Annotated in this window: 20 protein-coding genes and 1 pseudogene; 14 read left to right on the top strand and 7 right to left on the bottom strand. The window is 47.1% G+C overall.

What is annotated here, in order from left to right; genetic code table 11:
- The first annotated feature begins 146 nt into the window (after positions 1 to 146).
- From HMPREF9412_RS03805 to HMPREF9412_RS03795, 3 genes are all read left to right on the top strand, one after another.
- On the top strand, positions 147 to 1,076 hold the full coding sequence (locus HMPREF9412_RS03805) for an AAA family ATPase (protein ID WP_036671113.1): 930 nt from the start codon (positions 147 to 149) through the stop codon (positions 1,074 to 1,076).
- 88 nt (positions 1,077 to 1,164) lie between these two features.
- Positions 1,165 to 1,413 (top strand): hypothetical protein, encoded by a 249-nt coding sequence (locus HMPREF9412_RS32770; protein ID WP_175320734.1) that lies wholly within the window; start codon positions 1,165 to 1,167, stop codon positions 1,411 to 1,413.
- The gene (locus HMPREF9412_RS03795) at positions 1,376 to 1,810 is read left to right on the top strand and encodes a UvrD-helicase domain-containing protein (RefSeq protein WP_083829905.1); all 435 of its coding nucleotides are present in this window, start codon (positions 1,376 to 1,378) and stop codon (positions 1,808 to 1,810) included. The genes HMPREF9412_RS32770 and HMPREF9412_RS03795 overlap by 38 nt, the downstream gene beginning before the upstream one ends.
- On the opposite strand, the pseudogene HMPREF9412_RS03790 reads toward HMPREF9412_RS03795, so the two are convergent.
- The 3 genes and pseudogenes from HMPREF9412_RS03790 to HMPREF9412_RS03780 form a co-directional block, all read right to left on the bottom strand.
- Positions 1,745 to 2,517, bottom strand: a pseudogene (locus HMPREF9412_RS03790) (helix-turn-helix domain-containing protein); the annotation flags it as partial. The gene HMPREF9412_RS03795 and the pseudogene HMPREF9412_RS03790 overlap by 66 nt on opposite strands.
- 293 nt (positions 2,518 to 2,810) lie before the next feature.
- Entirely contained in the window at positions 2,811 to 4,070 is a 1,260-nt protein-coding gene (locus HMPREF9412_RS03785) for a hypothetical protein (RefSeq protein WP_009589838.1), read from the bottom strand.
- Positions 4,071 to 4,221: 151 nt separating this feature from the next.
- Positions 4,222 to 4,578 carry a DUF3221 domain-containing protein gene (locus tag HMPREF9412_RS03780; protein ID WP_009590036.1) on the bottom strand — a complete coding sequence of 119 codons (357 nt, stop codon included), beginning with the start codon at positions 4,576 to 4,578 and terminating at the stop codon, positions 4,222 to 4,224.
- A 303-nt stretch (positions 4,579 to 4,881) separates the two neighbouring features.
- Between HMPREF9412_RS03780 and HMPREF9412_RS32465 the strand changes: the two genes are divergently transcribed.
- Positions 4,882 to 5,334: a hypothetical protein gene (locus tag HMPREF9412_RS32465; RefSeq protein ID WP_133120331.1), complete on the top strand. Its 453-nt coding sequence runs from the start codon at positions 4,882 to 4,884 to the stop codon at positions 5,332 to 5,334.
- A 157-nt stretch (positions 5,335 to 5,491) separates the two neighbouring features.
- On the opposite strand, the gene HMPREF9412_RS03775 is transcribed toward HMPREF9412_RS32465, so the two are convergent.
- Positions 5,492 to 6,613: a hypothetical protein gene (locus HMPREF9412_RS03775; RefSeq protein ID WP_009589800.1), complete on the bottom strand. Its 1,122-nt coding sequence runs from the start codon at positions 6,611 to 6,613 to the stop codon at positions 5,492 to 5,494.
- A 347-nt stretch (positions 6,614 to 6,960) separates the two neighbouring features.
- Here HMPREF9412_RS03775 and HMPREF9412_RS33635 point away from each other — a divergent pair, with 347 nt between their 5' ends.
- From HMPREF9412_RS33635 to HMPREF9412_RS03755, 5 genes are all read left to right on the top strand, one after another.
- Positions 6,961 to 7,242 (top strand): AAA family ATPase, encoded by a 282-nt coding sequence (locus HMPREF9412_RS33635; protein ID WP_083829904.1) that lies wholly within the window; start codon positions 6,961 to 6,963, stop codon positions 7,240 to 7,242.
- A gap of 796 nt (positions 7,243 to 8,038) precedes the next feature.
- Positions 8,039 to 9,028 (top strand): ABC transporter permease, encoded by a 990-nt coding sequence (locus HMPREF9412_RS03770; RefSeq protein WP_009590051.1) that lies wholly within the window; start codon positions 8,039 to 8,041, stop codon positions 9,026 to 9,028.
- Positions 9,029 to 9,044: 16 nt separating this feature from the next.
- Positions 9,045 to 9,956, top strand: coding sequence for a carbohydrate ABC transporter permease (locus HMPREF9412_RS03765; protein WP_009589981.1), 912 nt, complete (start codon positions 9,045 to 9,047; stop codon positions 9,954 to 9,956).
- A 52-nt stretch (positions 9,957 to 10,008) separates the two neighbouring features.
- Entirely contained in the window at positions 10,009 to 11,625 is a 1,617-nt protein-coding gene (locus HMPREF9412_RS03760; RefSeq protein ID WP_009589875.1) for an extracellular solute-binding protein, read from the top strand.
- Between the two features lie 63 nt (positions 11,626 to 11,688).
- Positions 11,689 to 12,705, top strand: coding sequence for a glycosidase (locus tag HMPREF9412_RS03755; RefSeq protein ID WP_009589851.1), 1,017 nt, complete (start codon positions 11,689 to 11,691; stop codon positions 12,703 to 12,705).
- Positions 12,706 to 12,760: 55 nt separating this feature from the next.
- Here HMPREF9412_RS03755 and HMPREF9412_RS03750 read toward each other — a convergent pair whose 3' ends face one another.
- The gene (locus HMPREF9412_RS03750; RefSeq protein WP_009590042.1) at positions 12,761 to 15,094 is read right to left on the bottom strand and encodes a helix-turn-helix domain-containing protein; all 2,334 of its coding nucleotides are present in this window, start codon (positions 15,092 to 15,094) and stop codon (positions 12,761 to 12,763) included.
- 271 nt (positions 15,095 to 15,365) lie between these two features.
- Between HMPREF9412_RS03750 and HMPREF9412_RS03745 the strand changes: the two genes are divergently transcribed.
- The 3 genes from HMPREF9412_RS03745 (at position 15,366) to HMPREF9412_RS03735 (ending at position 17,276) form a co-directional block, all read left to right on the top strand.
- Positions 15,366 to 16,160: a hypothetical protein gene (locus HMPREF9412_RS03745; protein ID WP_009589816.1), complete on the top strand. Its 795-nt coding sequence runs from the start codon at positions 15,366 to 15,368 to the stop codon at positions 16,158 to 16,160.
- A gap of 64 nt (positions 16,161 to 16,224) precedes the next feature.
- Positions 16,225 to 16,842 (top strand): SUKH-4 family immunity protein, encoded by a 618-nt coding sequence (locus HMPREF9412_RS03740; protein ID WP_009590018.1) that lies wholly within the window; start codon positions 16,225 to 16,227, stop codon positions 16,840 to 16,842.
- A gap of 29 nt (positions 16,843 to 16,871) precedes the next feature.
- Positions 16,872 to 17,276, top strand: a complete 405-nt coding sequence (locus HMPREF9412_RS03735) for an NUDIX hydrolase (protein ID WP_009589775.1) — start codon at positions 16,872 to 16,874, stop codon at positions 17,274 to 17,276.
- Between the two features lie 235 nt (positions 17,277 to 17,511).
- Here the strand turns inward: HMPREF9412_RS03735 and HMPREF9412_RS03730 are convergent, their stop codons facing one another.
- Positions 17,512 to 18,390, bottom strand: a complete 879-nt coding sequence (locus tag HMPREF9412_RS03730; RefSeq protein ID WP_009590031.1) for a carbohydrate ABC transporter permease — start codon at positions 18,388 to 18,390, stop codon at positions 17,512 to 17,514.
- Between the two features lie 37 nt (positions 18,391 to 18,427).
- Positions 18,428 to 19,354, bottom strand: a complete 927-nt coding sequence (locus HMPREF9412_RS03725; RefSeq protein WP_009589944.1) for an ABC transporter permease — start codon at positions 19,352 to 19,354, stop codon at positions 18,428 to 18,430.
- 459 nt (positions 19,355 to 19,813) lie between these two features.
- Here HMPREF9412_RS03725 and HMPREF9412_RS03720 point away from each other — a divergent pair, with 459 nt between their 5' ends.
- Both HMPREF9412_RS03720 and HMPREF9412_RS03715 read left to right on the top strand, forming a co-directional pair.
- The gene (locus tag HMPREF9412_RS03720) at positions 19,814 to 22,093 is read left to right on the top strand and encodes a helix-turn-helix domain-containing protein (RefSeq protein ID WP_009589883.1); all 2,280 of its coding nucleotides are present in this window, start codon (positions 19,814 to 19,816) and stop codon (positions 22,091 to 22,093) included.
- Between the two features lie 125 nt (positions 22,094 to 22,218).
- Entirely contained in the window at positions 22,219 to 23,736 is a 1,518-nt protein-coding gene (locus HMPREF9412_RS03715) for an extracellular solute-binding protein (RefSeq protein ID WP_009589842.1), read from the top strand.
- Positions 23,737 to 23,924: the final 188 nt, after the last annotated feature.

Here is a 23,924-nt window from a genome sequence, read left to right as displayed (position 1 = left end):
AAGTACAATCCAACCCCGGTGTCCGCTGATGGCATGTTTTTAATCTCTTGTGTAAATGTAATGGGGTTAATCAAACATGATTTTTAGCGTTACAGCACCTGTAATTGTTTTAACTGGCAGAATACTTATGAGAGTAGGGGAACACAATGCGAATCAAGGAACTTCGAGTGAGTAACTTTAGGAACTTTGATGAAGAAGTTCTGATTGTGCCAAAAGTAGTAAACGGTATGGACATGGTGGTGCTTGTTGGTGAAAACAACGCAGGCAAAACTAGTATTTTGACTATCCTCCATTATCTCTTTAATCCTGAGAGATCTATAAGGACATTAGAGTTTCAGGAAACTGATTTTTACGACCTAGACAAGCCCATAAGAGTTGAAGTCACATTCTCAGACCTAAGCGATGAATTAAGAGCGCACTTTATTGGAATCGTCGACAGTGAGGAAATGGATGGAAAGGAACAGTGGTGCTTGCCTCTTGTCTTCACCTGCGTGTTTGATAAACAAACCAAAGAAAGCGAGCCTTCCTTAGTTTATGGAAGACAGCCTGAGCGCTCTGTGAACTTTAGCGAAAAGCGGCTTATCTCGTTTTACTACCAAGACGCGCTCAGAGATTATCGAGCAATAAAGTCTAATAAAGGGAGCATGTTCGGGCGAATTCTCAAGCAGATCGATATATCGGCTGAAGAACAAGTTATTCTTGATAAACTGGATGAAGCGGGAGATTCACTTAAAGACAATATCGATATCGGTGAATTTATAGGGGGCGTCACGAAGGTTACACGCAAAATTATTGATCTTCCGGATGTGAGTGACCTCCTGCGGCTGACTGTTGCCGCCTCATCGACGGTGGATATCAAAAAGAATATTCAGTTGCAACTTAAGCATGTAGCAATGATTGATTACGATTCAAAAGATAGTAAACACGATAAAGAACTTGATCAAATCAAAGAGATTACGGATAACATATTTGAATTGCCAAGGCATGTGGATATGGGAGATATCGAAGGCTATGTCTGCCTGCATGCCCCAATCGCAGAGCTGATCAGTTTCCTTGAGGAATCGCTGCCCCCGTGAACGAATTGATGAGGTGTTCTCGGATCTGAAAGGTGCCTTAAACCGTTTCGACGGGGATAAGGCAGGCCAAATTAAGGCGCTTCGCAAGATGTCAGCTGAGCTCTCAGAATGCGTTTCGATCGTAGAAAGTGTACAAGAGGCTGATCTCGAAGTTCGTAAAGCACTCGCTGGTGGTTTCCGCAAGATAAAAGGGCGGACAACAGGCAGACTGATCGGGGAACGATTCTCGGAGTATTTCCCCAGAGAATTCCTCGAAAACACACTTGATCTTGTGATTTCATTGGCGGGCTACAATACTAATGAATCGGATGTGGATACCAACGATGAAATGTCTTGAAGGTCTTAACCCCCAACAATTAGAGGCAGTTCGTTTTTTTGATCGAAACTCTATGGTGTTCGCTGGTCCTGGTACGGGCAAAACGCGTGTGATTACAAGTCGAATCGCCTACATGCTTGAATCAGGCAGGTTGCCTGAGGCGAAACGAGTACTTGCAATCACCTTCACTAATAAGGCAGCTAATGAAATGAGCTCGAGAGTTGCTTCCTTTGGGGTAAATCAAAAACGAGTTAGAATCGGCACTTTTCATAACTTCTGCATGTGGGTGCTGAAAGCTTACGGGGATAAAATTAAAATGAGTCGGGATTTTACATTCTTAACTCCGAATCAGCAACTCCAACACGTTCATCAAACGCTGCACCTTCTTATGATTTACATGGTGACCGCGGTTCACTAACTCATCTCGAATACGGCGATAACCGTAACGCCCCTGATGTTCCTCGTAAATCGCTTGAATAACGTCCTTTAACTCAGAATCTTTGTCCGGCATACCGAATGTATTCACCCAGTAGTAATACGTGCTACGAGGGATATCTGCGAGCTGCAGAAGTGCTTTCACCGAAAATTCGTTCCTTAGTTCATAGACTACTTGCGCTTTGTCTTGTTTGGTGATTTTTCCTTGTTTTGAACTAAGGTGTTCAACTTTTTTAAATAAGCATTCTCCATACGCAAAAGTTCTATCTCTTTTTGTAAAGCCTCTACAGACCCCTCTACAGGCTTTTGATCATTCAGTTGTTTTGGATCCTTTTTCATGGATGAACGCCCCTTTTTCTTTGGTTGTAGGGCGTCTATTCCGTGTAATTCTAAGCTTCTTTGCCAGCTTAGAATGGTACTATGACTGGCAATATTAAATACTGCAGCTGTCTCTCTAATAGACGTCCCGTGTTCTTTCATATGATTAAGTACGTCTAGTTTATCCTGTACGGAATACGGTGTATAGCGCTTTTTAAAGACCTCTTCACCATGGTGCTCATATTGTCTAATCCAATGTAATAGGACAGTATGATGAAGTCCTATTGATTTCGCAATCGATTTCATGCTTTCTGATCCATTTTGATAACGTATAACCGCTTGTAATTTTTCGTCCGGACTAAAATTAGCCATAGAAAAAACTGCACCTCCAATGTTAGATGGTGTCTAACAATTGGGGTGCAGTTCATTGGACGGGTGGTCATGATTTTTATGTAGTCAAAATTGTGTCATGAAAACCTAGGGTTTTAGGTCGATTATATTTATCGAGAACGCGTTCGATATTGAGATGAGATATTATTTAGACAGAGGGAGAAGATAGGATGGAATTTGTTTGGTATCTAGTTCTTATTTTTAATTTACAGCCGTGGGGAAGACTGATAAAAAGTCCCCCACGGTTAAATCTCTTTCCTTGCTGGATTATGAATTTAGTAAGACGGATCCGTATAGACCCCAGACATACCTAAACCATCAAATACTCGACTATATTTGGAGAATGTAAGGTACTTAGTGCTTGTCGGTGTTTCTTGGTATCTTCCACCGAAAACTCCTTCGATTCTTGCATAGTTCTTAGTCCCGTTATGTGCCAGTGAGTAAACCAAAGCCCCACTATCACCAGGAAGAAGTGAGCTATTATTTTGTGTAAGAACCATGTCCGTGGGTCCACCGATTAAGTCATAGTTAGTAATCGTAATCCTTAAGGATCCGTAGCTATTCCCTACTCCTGAAACAGCATGAATGTAAACATAATCCCCTACCTCCCGATGAATACCAGAATAATCCGTAGTACCAATTGTCATCGTATTACCGTTCAAATAATAGCTTGGATTAACCCCGCTAACATACTCGATGAACCCGGCATCAAACAATGAATTATCTGAGAAAACAGCGTTACTCATTTTACCAATGGAGGATGATCCATCAGATACGTCATACCAAGTCCGGTTTCCACAATGTCCCGCCGTTACCCCAACGTCCTTTAAATTTGCTCTGCCGTTAAAGGATAATGAACAAAAATTCGTGCTTGCTGTTGATTGCATATCAATTTGTTCTCCGGGATACATATTATAGGCTAACGGTTCGTAAACCGCTTTCTCTTCGTTTACTTTCCAGTGGATAATATCAGAATTCCCCTCTTTTAAAATAGCTGCTTCATTTGCTTTATTAGGTTGAGTAGTAGTAATGGCTAAAACACGATTGTTTTCAATATCTAGTCCAACGCCTTGCAAATCAAAGGCTTTAGCCGATTGGGACAGACTGTTTTTCACAGCTTCCAGTTGCTTTTCTGAATATTGTACTTGTTTAATCTCAAAAGTATCCGGAAAATCACTTAATTTCCGAATTTCCAACTCTATTTCAGGGGTTACTTCGGTTAATAGAAAATATTTTTGGCCTTCAATAGAGGTATAGGTTCCCCCATAAATATCACTATAATTTGTTTGCAAATAGATAGAGATTTCTCCATGATCCTCATCCCGTTTAGTTTTCTCAGGATTACTTTCTTCAAAAGGAATAACTGACTTAATGGCGTTTGGAGGCGCGGGGCCAAGGTCTACTTTAATTTCCCCTCTTTCATTGCTTTCCAGATTACTTGAGACAGATACTTGTTTGGTTTCAGAAAAAGCCGTTCCTGTTATCAAAAAGAACGATGAGACAATTATTATAAATGATGACAATTTTCTCTTCACAACCTCAATCCCTTCAATAAATTTTTGGCTCTATTTATAGAACGCATAAACCTCGTGATAGGTTAACCATTTATTGAAATTTTTTTTGTTGTTAGCATTTACTGTAAATTCACTTACTATCAGAGGATCCGTTTTTTTAACATTTCGGTTTTTAATTTTTATCTTCATATCTTTTAACTTCTATCGCTATAGCTTGAGGCGGGCTCGTAAGCAAAGTAGTTGGAGCTGTTACCGTAACTCTCTCACCAATTTCTAGATCCTCGTATAATTTAATATCTGTTATGTGGTAATAAATAACATCGTCTGGATTATCATTATTTAAATAGTCGGACAACTCATTATTGGCTGCGTCATTTTTAGATATATTTCGTACGACCGCAATCATAGGTGTGTTATCATCGTTAATTACCTTATCAAAAATAAAGTCACCTTTCTCTACCTTGGATTGATTGCAACCAATGATTGTGCAACATAGTAATATCGTTATTAATGTTTTGGCTTTTTTCATTTCTGTTCCTCCTAATTCATAGTTTGGATTAGTCTCATTGATGTACCTGAACTCACTTCACAGAAATTATTACATTGCTTAGTCTTAAGTTATTGCTGTAGCAAGATGTGGAGGTTGAAACGCTTTTGATAGTTGTAGATGTTAATTCCCAAAATGAATAGCCATAAGTCCCTTCCCATGACAGATCCATCTAAACTCAATGCAGGAAATAAATAAAATTGGATATAAAGGATTAAAATGTATATAATAATATATAATTTATAAAGACAATGTAATCTATAACATGAAAGGGGCATTAAGATTATGACTGTTACAAGATTTAGAAACTTCCCATTCATCATCAGATTAGTTTCTTTATTATCAGTTTTTACTGGTTTTTTGTACCTACCTTATTTTCTAAATTTAGGATTACCGATATCTCTCGGTCCAGAAATAACTCAAGCCACGATGGCTACAGAAAAGTGGGCATTATTTGCTGTTTTTGGTGGTTTCGGATTATTTGCCGGTTCTTTCTTATATAATTTATCACAAAGCCAACGTTATAAACGCTTTATTTTAGGAATCACGCTTTTTTCCATGTTATTACTAATTTTAGCGCAATTACCTCCACTATTTTTGTGGTTTTATGTGGGAAGTGCAGATTTCTCGTCGACAAGTTTACTGGGGCTTTTTTTACATTTAATATTGTTAGTTCTTGCTTTCTGGGGAGGCATAGCTACAATGCTTGCTTTTGGTAAAACAAACGTCACTTCCTAAGTAACAAAAACCTTTATATTTATCGAGATGCTCTATAATCATTCTCCCTTCCGTAATTAACAAAGTAACTGATCTAGAAAAATAATTAACAAGGCGATCACTCTCACAGAGCGATCGCCTTGTTAATTTCGTAACTTTTATAAGATTGGTATTGCTCTTAATTTCTTGTATTCTCCAGTTTCCAGTAAAGGCCATTCGGCTGAATTCCTTCTGTCCCGATTTCAACGGAGAAAATATTAGCTTCTGAATCTCTAGCTTTTTTTAAATCATCACTACTTGCTTGACCTTCGATTTCGATAAAGCCTTTGAAATCAAGATTTTGATTTTCTACTATTTGTTTTAGAACATCTTCATTAAGACCATTAAGTGCAATTGTAACTCTATCCCCTTTTTCATTAAATGCACGAGCATAAAATACAGAAGAACTAAGTTGGTTCTGCTCATTCATAGTAGTGACTTCTTCAAGAGTTAAAGGTTTGTTAAAAGTAATTTTATACTTGTATTCTTGATCTACAGCGGATGATAAGACACTATCGGCCAGACTTATATATGAAGCAATGTCATCTGCAGTCTTCAGACCTTTATAGGAAGGGCTCACAACCTGTCCCTCGGAGTCATTACTCTGAAGCTCAATTTGATTCAATATTTCCATTTTTTCGTCCCAGGTTGGTATGTAAGACTGATCTAACATCAAAGTTGACATTGTCGATAAATCATTCCAGTAATGACCTGCCAATGAATCTGTAGAGTTTGGAATAGTATTGAAATCTCCACCTGGAAATAATGGAGAGCCACTCATAGACGAATAAGCAATCATGTAAGGGTTACTGGAACCAGACTTTGACCATGAAGCATAAAAATTATAATCGACCAAATCTTGAATTTCAGCTTTCCCGACTGCTACAACCTCAATTTCATCAACTTTTCCATCTGAATTATCATCCTCGAAATCGAACTTAGGATCAGGTAAGTTACTTGAGGCACCGCCACCAGAATCAAGAGCGCTCTTTCCATTATCCCTAAAATCAAAGGTAGGGTAATTTGCCACCCATGACATATAGTCAACTTGGCTAGCAGACCACCAAAAATCCAACTCGTTATATGCTAGAGTGGATGAAATTTTTTCAGCTGTAAAAGTTCCGGAAATAGGTTTGTCCCAATTTGTCAATGTATTATTGGTCCAAGTTTTTGTTGCGGCAAATGCACTTGTAGAAAAAGCAGAGAACGAAAGTGCCACTACTGCTAAACATGTTACGAATTTTTTACTAGTTAAAGTCAAACTACTCACTCCTTGTAAGCGTTATATTAGTATACATAAAATTACTTTAATACTAACTTCCCCCTCCTTTTTAAGTTTTTTAAGTGTCCCTTACAGCTACTTTAATGCGGTGTACAATAATATAACGATTATAATTACAAATTCTTACTAAAATACATAAATTTATTTCAAAATTTGATATTTTATGGGGGAGTTTAAATGAGCATACAAATCAAGACTTCAATCACCTTTGTTATAGCTGCTTCTGGAACGGAAACGGGGAATACCTTTTTGAAAAAATACTGTGAAGATAATACAAGAGCTTTATATATGGATCTACCGTCCTTAGAGTTAAAATCTCCTAATCCATATTAAAATGTATACTTCAGACATTAGGAGTTCCTAATGTTAATAGAACGACTTCACAATTATATGAATATTTAGAGATTGTCCTAAGTAATAAGGACATTTCTCTTCTGATAATTGATGACATTCAGCAAATTAAATTTAGCAGACACAGTTTTGAGGTTTTTGAATTTTTAAGATTCCTTTCAGAGAAATTTAGTGTGAAATTTGTTTGTGCAGGTAACGAAATTCCTGAGTTTTCATCAGAAGTCGCTAGATATAGTAGGATTCAAAAAGTAGTGTAAAACAAGCTAAGTGTCAGACCTCGATCAGTTATCGAGGTCTTTTTTTGTGCATTAATCGTATTGGAGACTAATTGTATACACTAAATACATTAATTTGTATATTTATTCAGTTCCTCGATTGCTGATATTCTCATCAATTATGAATTTTAATACGATTATTCTTGTTTTCTTAATAGTCCTTCTCAATAATTATGAAAACGCCTCTTGATATATTAGTGTTTTTACAGTGCTTTCTCTCAAAAATTATGACGCCACACAGCGAAACAGTATCCAGTATAAAAACCATCAATTAAAGTTGGTGGTTTTTTTATTTGGATTGCTCAAAGCTCAAGTTCTTGCCCCAAAGCTCACCCTGGTTGACGAGCTCAAAGCAAACTACTGCATAGCAGAACTAGAGTTTTGCTGGCAACTCCATTCTCCTCCTGCTTGCTATCTTAATTCTGTCCGTTCTTGTCTCGTACGAGTTAACGCATATTCGGTGTTCGTAGGCCATGTTCACACAACGCTTGATGGAGCACAATATGTAACATATGAATCCTAATAACAGGTTCATATGTTACACATACTCCGCATCATATAAGAGCAAAAATCGCGGAGATTCGGATGAAAAATAAAGGACAGCAGCGGGATTTCGCCGGACTGACGGATGACAATGCACATCTTACACATTTACGATGTCATGCTGTCTTCTCTACACTTTGGAATGTAAGCGTTACCTGTTTATCACTGAAACGTGATGTACGTGAGTGAACCAGATAACCTGACATGAATCGAGATGTAAGAAAGGAGGGGAAACATGAAGGGAAGAAGACTGTTTGCTGTGATATCCGGAAGACGTTCCATCCAACGCGAAACGAAGCCGCCTAATCCAGGTGTAAACCAAACGTCTCTTGGTAAACGAATCAGGGTGAACTGGGAGCTCTATCTGTTCTTGGTGCCGGCCTTACTGTATTTCCTTGTATTTCACTATGCGCCGATGTACGGCATCCAGATTGCCTTTAAGAACTTTATCCCCAGCAAAGGAATCATGGACAGCCCATGGGTGGGCTTCGATCATTTCGAGCGTTTCTTCAATTCCTACTATTTCTGGGATCTGCTCTGGAATACGTTCAGCCTCAGCTTCTACGAGCTGATCATCGGGTTTCCGCTGCCGATCATCCTGGCGCTCGCTTTCAACGAAATCAGGACGGGTCCCTTCAAAAAAATCGTCCAGACCGTTACGTATGCGCCTCATTTTATATCCGTTGTTGTCATGGCGGGTATGATTATTACCTTCTTATCGCCGTCCACAGGCATCCTGATCCAATTGATCAAATGGATGGGCATCGATGCGCCGAACTTTCTGTCGGATCCGGCGTGGTTCAAGACCGTGTACGTTCTGTCCGGGGTCTGGCAAAGCACCGGATGGGGGACCATTATCTATCTGGCCGCGCTGTCCGGGGTCGATCCCCAGCAGCATGAAGCCGCGATTGTGGATGGCGCCAGTCGTTTCAAACGATTGCTGCACATCAACCTCCCGGCCATACTCCCAACGATCACCATTTTGTTGATTTTGAACATGGGCAACATTCTTACGATTGGCTTTGAAAAAATACTGCTGCTGCAGAACTCGCTGAATATGGAATCTTCCGATGTCATTTCAACTTATGTTTACCGGACCGGTCTGGTCGACGCGCAGTACAGCTTCTCGACAGCCGTTGGCCTGTTCAACTCCGTGATCAACGTCATTCTATTGGTAACGGTCAACCGGATTGCCAGACGCACCAGCGAGAACAGCCTATGGTAGAAAGGAGGGAAGTGCATTGGTTACCGCGATGAAGGAATCGAAGTGGGACAAGATTTTTCTCGGCAGCGTTTATATCTATTTATGCATCGCTCTAATTGTTGTTCTGTATCCGCTCGTATATATTCTCAGCGCATCGATCAGCAGCCCGCAGCAGGTGAATTCCGGTGCGATGTGGCTGTTTCCCAAGGAGATTACCTGGGCCGGATACCAGCTGGTCTTCGAAAACCCGAAGATTTGGAACGGATACCTGAACACGATCGTTTATACTGGGATAGGAACGCTGTTGAACCTGGCCGTGACACTGCCTGCAGCCTATGCGCTCAGCAGGTCGGATTTGGTTGGTCGTCAACTGTTCTTGGGATTTATTCTGTTCACGATGTTTTTTACCGGAGGTCTTGTGCCAACATATCTCGTCGTCCGGAATTTGGGACTGATCAACACGATGGGGGCGCTCATTCTTCCCGTAGCCGCATCGGTATGGAATATCATCGTTGCCCGGACGTTCTTCCAGACGACGATTCCCAAGGAACTGCAGGAAGCGGCATATATGGACGGCTGTACCAACCTGAAGCTGTTCGTCCGCATTATTCTGCCGCTGTCCGCGCCGATTATTGCAGTCATGGCATTATTTTACGGGGTCAGTCACTGGAACAGCTATTTTCCGGCTCTGATCTATCTCAACGATGAGAGCAAGTATCCTCTGCAGATGGTGCTGCGGCAGATTCTGGTTCTTCAGGAAATGACGGCGGAGACGACCGGCGCCGGGATCAGCGGGGATGCTGCCAGGGCCATGAATTCCAAAGCCGAAACGGCATCATTGATTAAATACGGGGTTATCGTTGTATCTACGCTGCCGATTGTGGCTCTCTATCCTTTTTTACAGCGATACTTTGTCCAAGGGGTCATGATCGGCTCTGTAAAAGGATAATGAAAGCGTTTTATAAGATATGAGCTTGAATATGCAAAGGGAGGAAACATGGATGAAGATGACAAGCAAACCTTGGAAGCTGGTGTTGACGGGGCTGACAGCCCTGTCCCTGCTCGCCGGATGCGGTTCGGCCGGCGATACGAAATCTGCCGGAACAAAGTCAACGGAAGCAGCCGCCGTGAATAAGGAAGGCTTCCCGATTATGAATGAACCGATTACGCTGACCATGATGGCACCTGATGTCGGCGTTCAGAATTGGAAGGATATGGTCGTGCTGCAGCAGATGGAGGAAAAGACGGGCATTTCATTCCGATACTTGAATGCACCGAAGGATAGCTTTGATACGAAGAAGAACCTCGTATTTGCCAGCGGCGATTACCCGGATGTTTTCTATGCTGCAGGTTTGACGGCGGCCGAACAGATGAACTATGGCGAGCAGGGTATTCTGATTCCGCTGGAGGAGCTCATCGAGGAATATGCTCCGAACTTCAAGGCGCTGATGGATGAAATTCCGGAGATCCGTAAATCCATTACGGCTCCGGATGGACATATCTACTCCTTGCCTGCGGTCGATTTAAGCCAGCACTGGTATCGGAACCCGATGTGGTACAACGGTGATTTCCTGGAGGCCCTGAATATCGACAAGCTTCCGGAGACGACCGAGGAGCTCTATACCTTCCTGAAGCGGGTAAAAGAAGAGGATCCGAACGGCAATGGAGTCGCCGATGAAATCCCGATCTCTTCCGTATCGACGGCGACGACCAATGCTCGGGATATTCGTACTTGGCTTCTTGGCGCTTTCGGCGTCTATGAAGACGAAATTTATGTAGACGATGAGGATGTTGTTCATTATACCCCGATAGAAGAGGGCTTCAGAGAGTATCTGGTCTATATGAACCGTCTATGGAAAGAGGATCTGCTCGACCACGAAAGCTATTCGCAAACCGCAGAACAGAAAAAGGCCAAGGCACAGAACAATCAGGTGGCCCTGTTCTCCGACTGGCATGCCTACATGACCAAAGGGGGAGAGCCGTCCACCAAGGATCCGATGTTCGCTCCGGTGAAAAGCGATTTGGTAGACAAGCCGGCCATCGCCAAGAACAGAGGGATTACGACAGGGGCTTTTGCCATCTCAGTGACCAATCCTGCCCCTGAAGCATCGATGCGTTGGGTGGACTACCTTTACTCTTATGAAGGGTCGCTTTTTTTCAACAAAGGACCGGAAGGCATGCTGTGGGAGTATACGGATGAAGCTAATCGCGTGAAACGCTATTTGTCTGTGCCGGACGGCATGGAAATGGAGGACTACCGTGCGACTTTGACGCCAAACTACGGCATTCCGGCTCCTACCATCAACACGGACGATATCAATAAAGGATTGAAGACCGACTTTGACCAGTGGGTTGAAAAGGAGACGAAGGAAAAGCTGCTGGATCGCGGAGCCAGACCTCCGTTCCCTGCCTTGTTCCTTACCGTTGAAGAGCAAACCGAGATTAACAGCCTGAACTCGGATTTGAGCACATATGTACAACAGATGGAGGCGAAGTTCGTGACCGGAGCAGAACCATTGTCCAATTGGGATAACTACCTGAACACGATGAAGAAAATGGGTGCCGACCGGGTCGTCGAAATCTATCAAGGCGCATATGACCGCTGGAAGTCGAGCTAAACATAAAATGATAGAGGGCCTGATAAATCTCCTGAATATCATACAAATGTGGAGGCATAGCCTATGAAAATTACGAGACATCCGAACAATCCGATCGTCGTTCCGGGAACGTACGAATGGCGTAAAGTCACCGTATTCAATCCTGCGGTTATTATAGACAACGGCAAGTTTTACATGATTGAGCGTACCGCAGGCTCGCTAACGCCCTGCAAGAATGTTTTGGGACTGCTGGAGAGTGAAGACGGGGTGAATTTTACGCACGTGAAGGACGAGCCGATCGTGACGCCTGACATGCTGGGCTTTCCATATGGAAGCGTCCAGGACCCGCGGATTGTCAAAATTGACGGCACGTACTATCTAAACTATGCCCTTAGGCCATGCGCCATGAGTTACTATCCGACAGGAGCGGGGATACCGGAGCGGTCGATTCCCAAATATCCGGACGGCTGGGGGGAGGAGGAGGGCCACTGGCTCACTCGCTCTTCGATTCTAAAGTCGGACAATCTGATCGACTGGGAATTCGTTGCCGATACGACACCGCTCGATATCAATGACCGCGACAACATTTTGTTTCCTGAGAAGATTAACGGAAAGTATGCATTGCTGCGCCGTCCGGAGGAATACGTGGGTGCAGCTTACGGAACCGACAGCGCGGCGATATGGATTACGTACTCCGAGGATCTGGTTCATTGGGAAGAGCCGAAGCTTCTGGCCAAAGCCGAGAATCCGGCATGGGAATCCAGGAAAATCGGCGGAGCCACGCCGCCTGTGCGAACCGATAAAGGCTGGCTGGTCCTTTACCACGGCGTTGATGATCAGGTCGTTTACCGTGTTGGGGCGATGCTTCTTGACCTGAACAACCCTGAGAAGGTCATAGCAAGAACGAAAAATTACATTATGGAACCGGAAACCTATTATGAGAAATTCGGTTATCAAATTCCGAATGTGGTGTTCCCGACAGGAAACGTGGTCAAAGACGGTCTGCTCTATATCTATTATGGTGTGACCGACACTGCAATTGCACTGGCTACCGTGCCGGTCGATGAGCTGGTAGAGCATATCTTGAACGAACCGCAGTGAGTGAGGTAAAAGCATCGGGGCCCTTTCGAGACAAGTTCTCCTAAGGGCCCTTCTATTATATATCCAGCCTATTCGAGCGATGTTGTTTGCGGTACTGACCGGGCGTAAGCCCGGTTTCTTTCTTGAATTTGCGGATGAAATTGGGTGCATCCAGGTAGCCCACCTGCTCGATGATTTCCTTCAGGGGAGCGCTTGTCGTCACAAGCAGCCGAATGACTTCCTCCGTACGCCTCTTCCAGATATACTGCGAGAAACTGATCCCGGTCTTCTCTTTGAAGCTGCGGCTTAAGTAAGAGGTAGAGACGGAAAATTTAAGGGCAACATGCTCCAGGCTGAGCGTATAGTCGGCAAACTGCTGATTTACATAATGTACGATATCATCGATCAGTTTAGGTGCTGCCCGCTCATGGTTACGCTCAACCTTCTCGCAAATCTCTGTCGTGAGCGACAACAGCTTGTCCTCAAATTCCTCCAGCGTCTCAAACGACGTATAGTCCGAGATGCTGCTGAATGCTTCGTTCATTCCAACCTCAGAGGCGGACCGAAGCAGCGCGTTCAGCAGATCGAAGCAAATGCAGCGCAGCAGATGAATTTGCAGCGGTTCGCTCCGGATGGTCTCCATCATCTCGGCGATCATCTGCACAGCCACCGACTCGTTGCCTTGCTTTAGGCTTTGCTCCAGCTTGAGCAGCGACTTTCTTGGAAGCCATACACCTTTGGCGACAGGATGATTCTGCTCAGCCAACTGGTCGAAATAGGTGATTCGGCTGCTGCCGACCATTCGGTGCTCGAGTGCGGTTGCGGCTTCGATGAAGGATTGGTTCAGCTGCCCCAAATCCCGGTAGGGCGTACCTACGCCCATGCTCGGATCGAGCCGAGTGTTCTCGGAGATCAATCCCTGGACCGCGCGAATGATCTGCTCCATCCGGAGCTTCAGCGAATCTTGGCCAGGGTCAGGAAGCGATACGATCAGCGCAAATTGATTATCGGCTGAGAATTCAACGCCATAGATATTCGCTTGAAGTCCTGAAGGTTCAACATGGCTGAGAATTTCATGCACCTGCTGACGATCCTTCTGGACGACTTCCTCGGCCGCATCGTTTTCTTCCCAGGACAGAATCACACAGAAATAAATGACTTGTTCTTGGGGAGATTCCAATCCGGCTCCGGCGATCATTCGCTCGATTTCGGGATCATCCGGCTTGCCGTGCTTCAGCAGAAGCAGCATGCATTGGTTGCGCACGAAGGGCTCCTGCATATCGATCCGGGTGCTGTAATCGTGAAGGGTCTGACGAATCCATTCCCATTCATTGCGCGTTTTGGGCTCTGGGGTATCGCTAACTCTGAGCTTGGCGAATTCCATCAAATCCTTAATCGGGTGATATTGGCGTCTAGCCAGCACAAAAGCGGCAAGCACTCCGGTTATGACGGCGATGCCAAACACCAGCAGTATGAGCGTCTGTACATGAGCGACCCGGCTGAAGAACTGGTAGCTTGGCATGATGGTCATGTAGTTCCATCCATTCTCCCCGGATTTGACGGATACGACGGAATACTTGTCATTATTCAGGGAGAGATTGTGTATGCCGGCATCGAGCGCAGCCAATGTCCCGAGATGCTCTTGAGACAGGGTTACACCGTGATTGCTCGCAGTAAGCACTTCATCATCTTGATTGAGAATGTAGCTGCTCCCGGTGAAATCGCTAAGAATGGAATCCATGACCCCGGTAAGATTGGACTCTTTTACCATATATACAACGCTCCCGTACGGATAGGGGGCATTGGGCTTGATCGGTACGATGATGGTCAGCATCGTCTCCTGCCTGGAGCTGTTGATCGTAACATTCTCGGCCGGTCGTATTACCATCTGATTCGTTTCGTTCAGCGCAAGGGTGACATCTTCCAGACTCCAGTTCTCATAACGATAGAAGGAATCGAACGCAACGTTAACATTCGTCAGGCCACGGTAAGAGTAGATAATCGGGTCGTTATGATAGTATAAGAAGATGTCTTCAATGATGCTGCTGTTTGCCTTATAGTTGGCCAAAGCTTGTATGGCTTCCACTCTGTAATAATCATCACGGACCATATAAGGGGTTAAGCGTCTGTCGTAAGCGATTCGGCCGGAAAGCTCCCGAAGCTCCGCGATACGGGAGTCGATGGTCATTTTCACCTGGTTCAATTGATTGATGTTGGATTGTTCAATCTCGGTACGAAGCCCGCTGACAGCGCTATCATAAACAAACATCGTTACTCCCGTCAGGGGAATCAGGAAGATCAGAATATAAGACAGAACGTATCTTAAGAGCAGCTTCGACTTAAAGTGATTCCAATTTACTCGGAATGTGAAAGTGGATACGATGAATGATTTGAGGTTGTGAATGGTCATTTTGGGTGCATCCTCCATTGCATTCTTTTCATGTCATGCAAAAATCCGATTTCATCAACAAGGATAGGGTTATTTGAAACATTATATCATTATAATGATTATTCGGAGAAATATTAAGAATAAATTCATCATCATTATTCATTACATGACATAACTCGTAGTTTTCATAGTTTCGCGGCTTCAATCCAACTCAGTCAGATTTCGATCGTCTTCGCTTTATAGGGAGATTTTGTTATGATAGGGACAAGAAAAAAATGGGAAGTGGGAAGCTGTGGACAAAAAGGCGAAAAAGGTTTTACTTCAAATGTTCTGGTCATCCAGCGGCTGGAAAAGCAGTCCTTTGCCGTTCGTTGGGGAGGACTTTGATTACGCGAAGAGCATGAGGCTGATGTTCGACCCCATCACCATCGGGCATGATGAGCTGATCCAGCGGCTTCATAGCTTACATAAGACGGTTACTAAAGAAAGGGTTGCTGCCGCATTTCTGCACAGTCTGTCCACGAGACAAGTGCATCTGCGAAGCGCGCTTTCCAGTTGGGCGCTTACTTCGCGCCTGCCTCTTCATCAGTACGAAGAACGACGCTCGGCCATGCCGAATTACAGCAGCTGCGGAGACTGTAACCATGCCGGGCTCCAGTCCGACCGGGATTACGTGAATGCCGACCTGAACGTGCTGAATTTCGAACGGGTCAAATGGGGAGGCATCCGTTTGAATCAGCTGCTCTACTGTTGGCTCGATCTGGAGCTGTTGAGCCATGAGGAGGACCTGACGGTGAACGAGGAGGATATCGCCATTCTGAGGAAGCTGATGACAGCCGTCGACGGATGCGGCGAAACAGATAGCCCGCGTCATCTTGAGAAGCGCTTGAAGGATGTTCTGCCTTCAAGCAAGCATGAACGAGACGTGCTGATGGAAGTTTGGGGATATGCCGGCGTGCTGGTTCCGAAGGATACGCCCCGCACGCGTCCGAGAAGGGACGACGATTTCTTCTCGATGTCGGAGTGGCAGGGAAGCGACGGATATTCCACTGAAGCGCTGCAGTTTTATTTCGGCGAGTATCTGTAGACCGCGCTGCATCATCATAGGTTACAGAATACGTACCGGTTTAGGGGTTTAAGGGAGGGTTCGAATGGAGCCGCAATATCATACGCTGTATGATCACGGAGTGCTGTCTTATATGAGGGGAAGCTTGGACGGTCTGGGAATGCCCGATAAGACGGTGGAAACGCTTGTGCATCGGGGAATGCCGGTCTTTGATCCGCTGGAGCCACCGCTGGGTCTTCTGTTTCATGAAGCGTTACCGCTACAGGATATTCACGGAGCCTATATCGCGATCGGAAGGGAGATCTGGAGCGAAGGGCTGCATGTCGCGATCCACAAGGATACAGGGGGAGTGTGGGCAGTAACGGAGGGCGGTACAAAGAAACCGACCTACATAAACGCCTCCATCGACAGCCTGCTCGCCTTTATGGACCGTGTGCTTCGATTCAAGCAGCAAACGGAGCGCTTGCAGCCCGATCCACCTCCCACGATTTTGACGGCAGAACAATTTCGCGAGAAACTTGAGAAGTTCAGAAGAGGGGAGATCAAGCCGGGAACCCGTCTGGACGCTTTACAGGCTGAGCGCGAGTGGAAGTCAGCCTTCGAACAAATGAAGCGGGAGCTGAAAGACATGGATCCTAATGCCGTTCGTTCCTCTTCATGGTGGGGAATTGTGCTGGAGGAAATGAAGGATCGTTTGAGGTAGCATTTTATTGACGGGATGGGAGGATGAACGTGGGGTTTCATGACACGTACAGATTTGGTGTGCATGCCATCATATTGAACGCTGACGGCAAGCTGCTCTTATTAAAACGGACCTATGGGAATAAGGGATGGAGTTTGCCCGGGGGCGGGGTGGATTCCGGCGAAACGATCCATGAAGCGATTTTTCGCGAATGCCGCGAAGAACTGGGCCTTACCCTGCAAGATGCGGTCTTGACCGGATTTTATTATCACAGTCATATCAACGCGCAGGTCGGCATATTCCGCTGTTCGATCCCGCTTCACGAGGAAATTGTGCTCAGCTCCGAGCATTCGGAATATAAATGGGCCGAGTTGTCGGAGCTGAGCGAGGTTCAGCGGTTAAGGGCCCAGGATGCATTGGCTTATCAAGGAGAAGTCAAAAGCCGGGCGTTTTAGCATTCATCCTGTTCTTTTAAAAAACCGGATTACCGTTACTGACCCGATGCATAACATCAGGGTTACGCTTACGAACTCCATTGACGATGTTCCATTCGAAGCGGCAGAGGTTGCATCCATAAAGACATCCAGCATATAAAAAAGAGGCTAACCGTGAGAGCGGTTAGCCTCTTTGATTTCAGTAAAACCTGGTTACCTGCTTATGCCCTGAGATCATGGCATGTAGATAAAACCTTTACTCCTTCAAAGAGCCAATCAGCAGCCCTTTTATGAAATACCGCTGCAGGAACGGATAGAACAGCACCACCGGCCCGATCGTCAGAATGGCGGTGGCCATCTTCACCGATTCTTGCGGCAGCGTCTGGCTGCCGAGGATGGCTCCGCTGCTCTGCATCTGTTGGATCATGCTGATCTCGGAGTTCAGCTTAAACAGCAGGTATTGAAGGGGATACAACTTCTCGTTGTCCACCAGCATGATGGCATTGAACCAGTTGTTCCAGTAGGCAATGCCGTAGAACAGCGTAATCGTGGCCAGGACGGGCATGCAGAGCGGGAAGTAGATCCGGAACGCGATATAGAAGTCGCTCGCGCCGTCGATCTTGGCCGCCTCCGTCAGGGAAGGCGGAATTTGGGACATGTAGTTGCGTACAAGAAACAGGTTGAACGGGTTGAACACCAAGGACGGTATGATCAGGGCCCAGATGGTGTTGTTCATGCCGAGATTCAGGTTGATCAGATACCAAGGCACCAGGCCCGTGTTAAAAACCATCGTAATGAAAAAGAACAATCCGAGCCCGTTGCGGTAACGGATATGCTTGGCGGCCAGCGTATATCCGGCCATGGACGTGATGGTGACCGCAAGGATCGTGCCGACGACCGTCACGATGATCGAGATCATGTAACTCCGGTACAGCGGCGTGCTGCCGAACAGGAGCAGCTTGTAGGCATCCAGCGACAGCTCGCTCGGGAACAGCTGGTAGCCGAATTGCTTAATGCTGGCTTCGTCGGTAAAGGACACCATGAGCACAAGCAGCATCGGCAGGATGCAGAGAATGGAGATGATGCCGATCAGCGCGGCATTCACGGCGTCGAAAAATTTAGGTCTGGACGTCATCTAGATTTCGCTCCCTTCCGAATGATTCCGGCTTGCTTTAGAACAAGGCATGGTCCGGATTCACCTTCTTCACGATTTTGTTGCTGCCCCATACGAGAATAAAGCCGACCACGGATTGATACAGTCCGACGGCCATGGCCTGTGCCGGATTCCCGATGGTGCGGAGGGAACGGAATACATACGTATCGATGACGTCAACCGTCGGATACAGCAGCCCGTTGTCCTTGACGATGGCATAGATCATGTCGAAGCTGCCGTACATGATTTTGCCCAGAGCCAGCAGGGTTAAGATGGATATGGTCGGCAGCATGAGCGGAATGGTGATGTGGCGGATGAGCTGCCAACGGGTAGCGCCGTCGATCCGGCCGGCTTCGTAATAACTGTCGTCAATTCCCGTGATAGCCGCCAGATAGATGACGAGGTTCATCCCGAGGTCCTTCCAGACCGCCGCGGTCGTAAGAATCCACGTCCAGTATTGCGGAGAGGCGTACCAGTTGACGGGGTCGATATGGAAGAACGCCAGGATCCGGTTCAGGATACCGTAGTCGGTCGACAGCAAGCTGTAGATGATGTAGCTCACGATTACCCAGGACAAGAAATGCGGGAACAGAATCGTGGATTGGGTCACCCTCGAGAACCAGCGGCTGCGGAGCTCGTTGAACAGTATGGCCAACGCCATGGCTGCGAGCGTGCCAACGATAATAAATAGAAAATTGAGTTTCAAGGTGTTGAAGGTGACCTCCCAAGCCCGGGGTGACGAGAAGAAGAACTTGAAATTGTCAAACCCGACCCAGGCGGAATTGAAGAGTCCCGTCTTGAAGTTGAATTTCTGAAACGCAATGAGCATGTACGGAAGCGTGAAATAACCGAAGACCAGCGTATAGATGGCAGCCGGTACGACGAGCAGGTAGGCGGATCCGTTCGAGCGGATTTCGCGCAGGAAGCCGAAGCGGCTTTTTTTCATGAGTAGGCACGTCCTTTCGTAAGTGATGGGGGCTGCAAGCGTAGCAGTTCTGTTTCGAGTGTAAAGAGAGTTGCCGCGTGCAGTAAACTATGAAAATGGAGTTTGAGCGGATTGAAAGGGGGAACGCCTGCTTTAAAAAACGGCAAAAACTTCGAATTTGAGTATTTCGCATAGTGTCGCCAGAATTGAATAATCACCGGAAAAGCTTGGTTTTATAAGGGGTTTAGCCGATGAAGTCTATGAAGGGAAGTTTGGGGAGGAAATTAAAGAATGCGTTTTCATATTGATGTATGCCCTGAGCAAATGTAAGATGAGAATAAAATATCAATCCGTTCCAAGTGATCGGATGGCAAAGCGACCCCATTAAATTAACATGTATATTACATATAATGTTAGTAATATTCATGAATGATAAGATCTCAGTTTACTATACAGACCGAATGATAAAGGAGGGAGAATATGATCCGGCAGCGATTATTCCGTTATGCAGTGTATCGAAATATGTTTCTCAGCTTTGTTTTGCTCACGGCAGCCATGATTGCCCTCGTAACCGTCGTCCTGTACATGATGTTCTCCTGGAGCACCGCGAAGGAGGTAGGGAAAATATCCGAGTCGATGCTGAAGCAGAACAGCGCCGTATCCAGCGTCATCCGTGACCAGGTGTATAACGTGGGCAACCTTCTGCTCAGCGACAAGGAGATCGTGAACGCCCTATTGGACAAAGAAGCCGATCCGGTGAAACAGTATGGCGTGTTCGGCACCCTTAACCGGGTCCAGTCCACCTATCCGTTCATCCATTCGATCGGGATCTATAACGGTTCGAATAACACGTACCTGAATACGAAGGGGATTACCAAGGAGCAGGAGAAGGCGCTGCTGGAGGAGATCAACAGCAAGAATACATCTTATTTTCATCTGTTCCCGCGCAAGATCTCTTCCGCCACTTCGGCGAAGCGGAGCGAAGACGTCCTGACTTTCGTTCTCCTTCCGAGCTATTATTCGCCGCTAAGCTCCAAGGGCGCGATCGTAATCAACATGAGCACCGACACTATCCAGGATCTGATCGGAGGCTACCGCAACGAAGCGGTGGATTCGCTGCACGTCATTGACGAGAAGGGAACCATCATCACCCATTCGGATCGGTCCCGGTTTATGGAGGATATATCGCAGGAGTCCTATGTCCAGTCCATTCTGGAATCGGACGCGGAAAGCGGTTACTTCACCCGCTCCATCGACGGCCGCAAGAGCCTGGTTACCTACGTCAAATCCAAGGATATGAACTGGACGTTTATCAGCGTTAGCCAGTATCAAAATCTGTTGTTCAACATGCAGGCCCTCCGAACGTCGGCGCTGGTTCTCGCATTGGCCTGCTTCGTCGTCAGCATGTTCTTGTCGATCTGGCTGACGCATCATGCGTACAACCCGATCCGCCACCTGCTGGAGAAAATGAGCGCCATACCGAAAATGAAGGAAAACCGTCGGCAAATCAACGAATTTGCCATATTGGATAACACTTACGCCGAAATGACGGAGAAAATGAAGTCGATGGAGTCCGAGGCTTCCGTCGCCCGGCAGGCGCATGTGCTGCAGCTGCTGAAAGGCGGCGACGAGACGGCATTCCGCCGTTTGGCCCGCGAAGGCAAGGGCCCCTATTTCTTGGCGGCCGTCCTTCTGCTCGACAGCTTAGACGGCTCGCCCGGGGGCGAGGACGAGGAGCTGCAGTCCTATACCTGCGCGGCGGTCGCCCAGGCGGCCCAGCAGATGCTGGAGCCGGAGGGAGCCAGCGTGGCAACGGTGGGGGACGGAACCGTTGCAATCATTCTCCCCATGAAGCAGAGTCGGCTTCCGCTCCATGTATTGGGCATGCTGGAGGAGCTGCAGGGCGAGATGCTCCGCACGCTCCGCGTGTCCGTCACCGTCGGCATCGGAACGGCTGCGCAGACGTACGAGGAGCTGCGCGAATCGTTCGATTGCGCGCAGTCCTGCTTCCAGCAGCGCTTTTTCGCGGGAAAGGGCAGGATGTTCCATGGCGATCCGGTCATAACCGCGGAGTCGGAGCATTCCGAGGCGCAGTATCCGGACAAGCGGGAGAAGCGCATCATCGAGGCCATCAAGCTGCAGCAGCGGGATAAATTGGAGAAGGAAATCGATCAGTGGATCAAGGAAATTCGCGATTACAACTACCATGAAGTCATGTTTTTCATCAACCAGTTCATCGGCGGCCTGTACAAGCAGCTCAATGTCCATACGGTGAAAAACCGGGAAAGCGCGGATCTCTTCCTCGACTTTACGCGGCGGATTACCCGCTTTCAGACGCTGCAGGAAACCGCGGATGCCCTGAAGGATCTTATCCTTAGGCTCTGCAGCCTGTCCGAGGAATCGGGAGCGGTTCGGCATGCGGAGGTGGTGGATTTTATCCAGATGTACGTACGCAAGCATTATGCAAGGCCGGATATGTCGCTCGAGCAGGTCGCGGGCGAGGTGAAGCTGTCCCGCAGCTATGTCGGCAAGCTGTTCAAGGCGCATTGCGAGCTGTCGTTCAACGATTACCTGAATGCCGTTCGTCTGGAGAAGGCGCGGGAGCTTCTCGCAAGCACCGAGGAGTCGGTTCAATCGATCAGCGAGCAGGTGGGCATCCTGAATACGACCTATTTCTACACGCTGTTTAAAAAGCACTACCAGATCTCGCCGGCCCAGTTCCGCAGCCAGCATGCGATCGAGACGAAAAAGGCGCAGTGACGGGCAGATTCAGTGTTTTAAAATGGCGAAAACCATCATTTTGAAGTATACGTTTTCCCTAATGTCTCCTTAAGATAGGAATCGTACCGCATGACTAAACCAAATGAAGACAGGGGGACACATGCATGAAAAAAAGGAAAGCGCTAGCACTATGGTTAGCCGCGATATTCATGGTTTCCGTGATCGCGGGCTGCTCCGGCGGCGGCGACGCCGGCAGTGAGAATGGATCGGCGAGCGGGGAGAACGGCGGAGGGGACAAGCTGCCGGTACGGTATTTGCTTCCGGGCTCCGCGCCGCAGGATTTGGATGCGGCGGTCCAAGCGATCAACGAGAAGCTGGAGGCCGACGGTCTGAACCTTACCTACGAACCGACGTACATCGCGTGGGACGTATGGGATCAGAAGACCAACCTCATGATGTCGACGGGCGAGGAATTCGAGCTGATTGCCATCATGCACGATACCAAAGGACCGACGGTGCTTGCGGGCAGCGGCGGTATCATTCCGATCGACGATCTGCTGGATCAGTATGGCACCGAGCTGAAAGCTTCCATGCCGGACTGGATCTGGGAGTCGTCGAAAATCAACGGCAAGATCACGTACGTGCCGAACTTCTGGGCGGATACCGCTTATAACGATGGCATGTTCACGATCCGTACCGATCTGCTCGAGAAAAATGGCCTGAAGCCGCCGACATCGCCGGAAGAGCTGCTCAATGCAGCCGAGACGCTGCAGAAGAACTGGCCGCAGGACAACAAGAACGTATATATCAAAATGCTGGAGGAGCCAGCCTACTTCCTGCATACGACCTACGACACCTATCCGTTCACCGTGGCCGACAACATGATTTACATCGACCAGCAGGGGAACGTGAAGTCCTGGTTCGAAACCGAGGAGTTCAAAAAAGACGTGAAGTTCATGAACGAGGCTTACAAACGCGGTCTGATCATGAGCGATCTGCTTACGACGCCGACGGAGGTTATTAACCAGGAGGAGCTGGCAGGACGTTATCTCTACCGTCCGGGCGACGTCGGCTTGAGCGACGCCATTCTTCAGACGTTCCCGGATGCGAAGCTGGATATTTATTATTTGGCCGACCAGCCGAAATTCAGATCCTACGCGATCCGCAATTCCAACGGGATCTCGGCCACGTCTCCGCACCCGGAGGCCGGCGTTCAATTCTTGAACTGGGTATACAGCAGCCAGGAGAACATGGATCTCGTTCAAAGCGGCGTGAAGGATGTGCATTGGAAGGATACAGGCAAGAATACCAAGGACTATCTGGCCAAGAACGAGAACGGTTCCCCGGCTTATGAGCTTCCATACTGGCTGCTCGGCCACGTTGAAATGAACCGTTATCCGACGAATACGGACCCAGCGCGTCTGGAGCGCCGCACAACGGTATCGGAGGACGCCGTGAACAGCATCACGATCGGCTTCACCTTCGATCCGACCAACGTTGCTTCGCAGTACGCCAACTGCATCGCCGAGCTGAAGACCAGCGTTTATCCGGTCATGCACGGGGTCGTGAAATACGAGGACGCCTACGATAAAATGCTGGCCGCAATGAAGTCCGCCGGTCTCGATGAGGTCGTTGATGAATACAAACGGCAATTCGATGAGTGGAGAGCCGGTCAGTCGTAAGTTCAGGCACGCTAACGGCTAAGAAACATTGGAACAGGGCAATCCTTTACCCGGTTTGATAACCGGGGAGGGGTTGCTTTTTTTCGTGCGTCGCCATGGAGCGCTCCGTGAGGAGTACAGAGCGAACTTCAAGGAGATTCCAAGGGGATTCGAAAGTGATCCACGTTACCGTTTAGGACTTCAATTCT

Origin of the sequence: Paenibacillus sp. HGF5, from assembly GCF_000204455.1 — a bacterium.
GTDB classification, from domain to species: Bacteria; Bacillota; Bacilli; order Paenibacillales; family Paenibacillaceae; genus Paenibacillus_AQ; species Paenibacillus_AQ lautus_A.
This window is presented reverse-complemented; position numbering and strand designations above follow the sequence as displayed.

Coding starts and splice junctions, on each gene's coding strand:
- HMPREF9412_RS03715 (WP_009589842.1), top strand. CDS start 22,219: ATGAAAAAAAGGAAAGCGCTAGCACTATGGTTAGCCGCGATATTCATG.
- HMPREF9412_RS03725 (WP_009589944.1), bottom strand. CDS start 19,354: ATGAAAAAAAGCCGCTTCGGCTTCCTGCGCGAAATCCGCTCGAACGGA.
- HMPREF9412_RS03750 (WP_009590042.1), bottom strand. CDS start 15,094: ATGACCATTCACAACCTCAAATCATTCATCGTATCCACTTTCACATTC.
- HMPREF9412_RS03805 (WP_036671113.1), top strand. CDS start 147: ATGCGAATCAAGGAACTTCGAGTGAGTAACTTTAGGAACTTTGATGAA.
- HMPREF9412_RS32770 (WP_175320734.1), top strand. CDS start 1,165: ATGTCAGCTGAGCTCTCAGAATGCGTTTCGATCGTAGAAAGTGTACAA.
- HMPREF9412_RS03760 (WP_009589875.1), top strand. CDS start 10,009: ATGAAGATGACAAGCAAACCTTGGAAGCTGGTGTTGACGGGGCTGACA.
- HMPREF9412_RS03720 (WP_009589883.1), top strand. CDS start 19,814: ATGATCCGGCAGCGATTATTCCGTTATGCAGTGTATCGAAATATGTTT.
- HMPREF9412_RS03770 (WP_009590051.1), top strand. CDS start 8,039: ATGAAGGGAAGAAGACTGTTTGCTGTGATATCCGGAAGACGTTCCATC.
- HMPREF9412_RS03755 (WP_009589851.1), top strand. CDS start 11,689: ATGAAAATTACGAGACATCCGAACAATCCGATCGTCGTTCCGGGAACG.
- HMPREF9412_RS03795 (WP_083829905.1), top strand. CDS start 1,376: ATGAATCGGATGTGGATACCAACGATGAAATGTCTTGAAGGTCTTAAC.
- HMPREF9412_RS32465 (WP_133120331.1), top strand. CDS start 4,882: ATGACTGTTACAAGATTTAGAAACTTCCCATTCATCATCAGATTAGTT.
- HMPREF9412_RS03780 (WP_009590036.1), bottom strand. CDS start 4,578: ATGAAAAAAGCCAAAACATTAATAACGATATTACTATGTTGCACAATC.
- HMPREF9412_RS03730 (WP_009590031.1), bottom strand. CDS start 18,390: ATGACGTCCAGACCTAAATTTTTCGACGCCGTGAATGCCGCGCTGATC.
- HMPREF9412_RS03740 (WP_009590018.1), top strand. CDS start 16,225: ATGGAGCCGCAATATCATACGCTGTATGATCACGGAGTGCTGTCTTAT.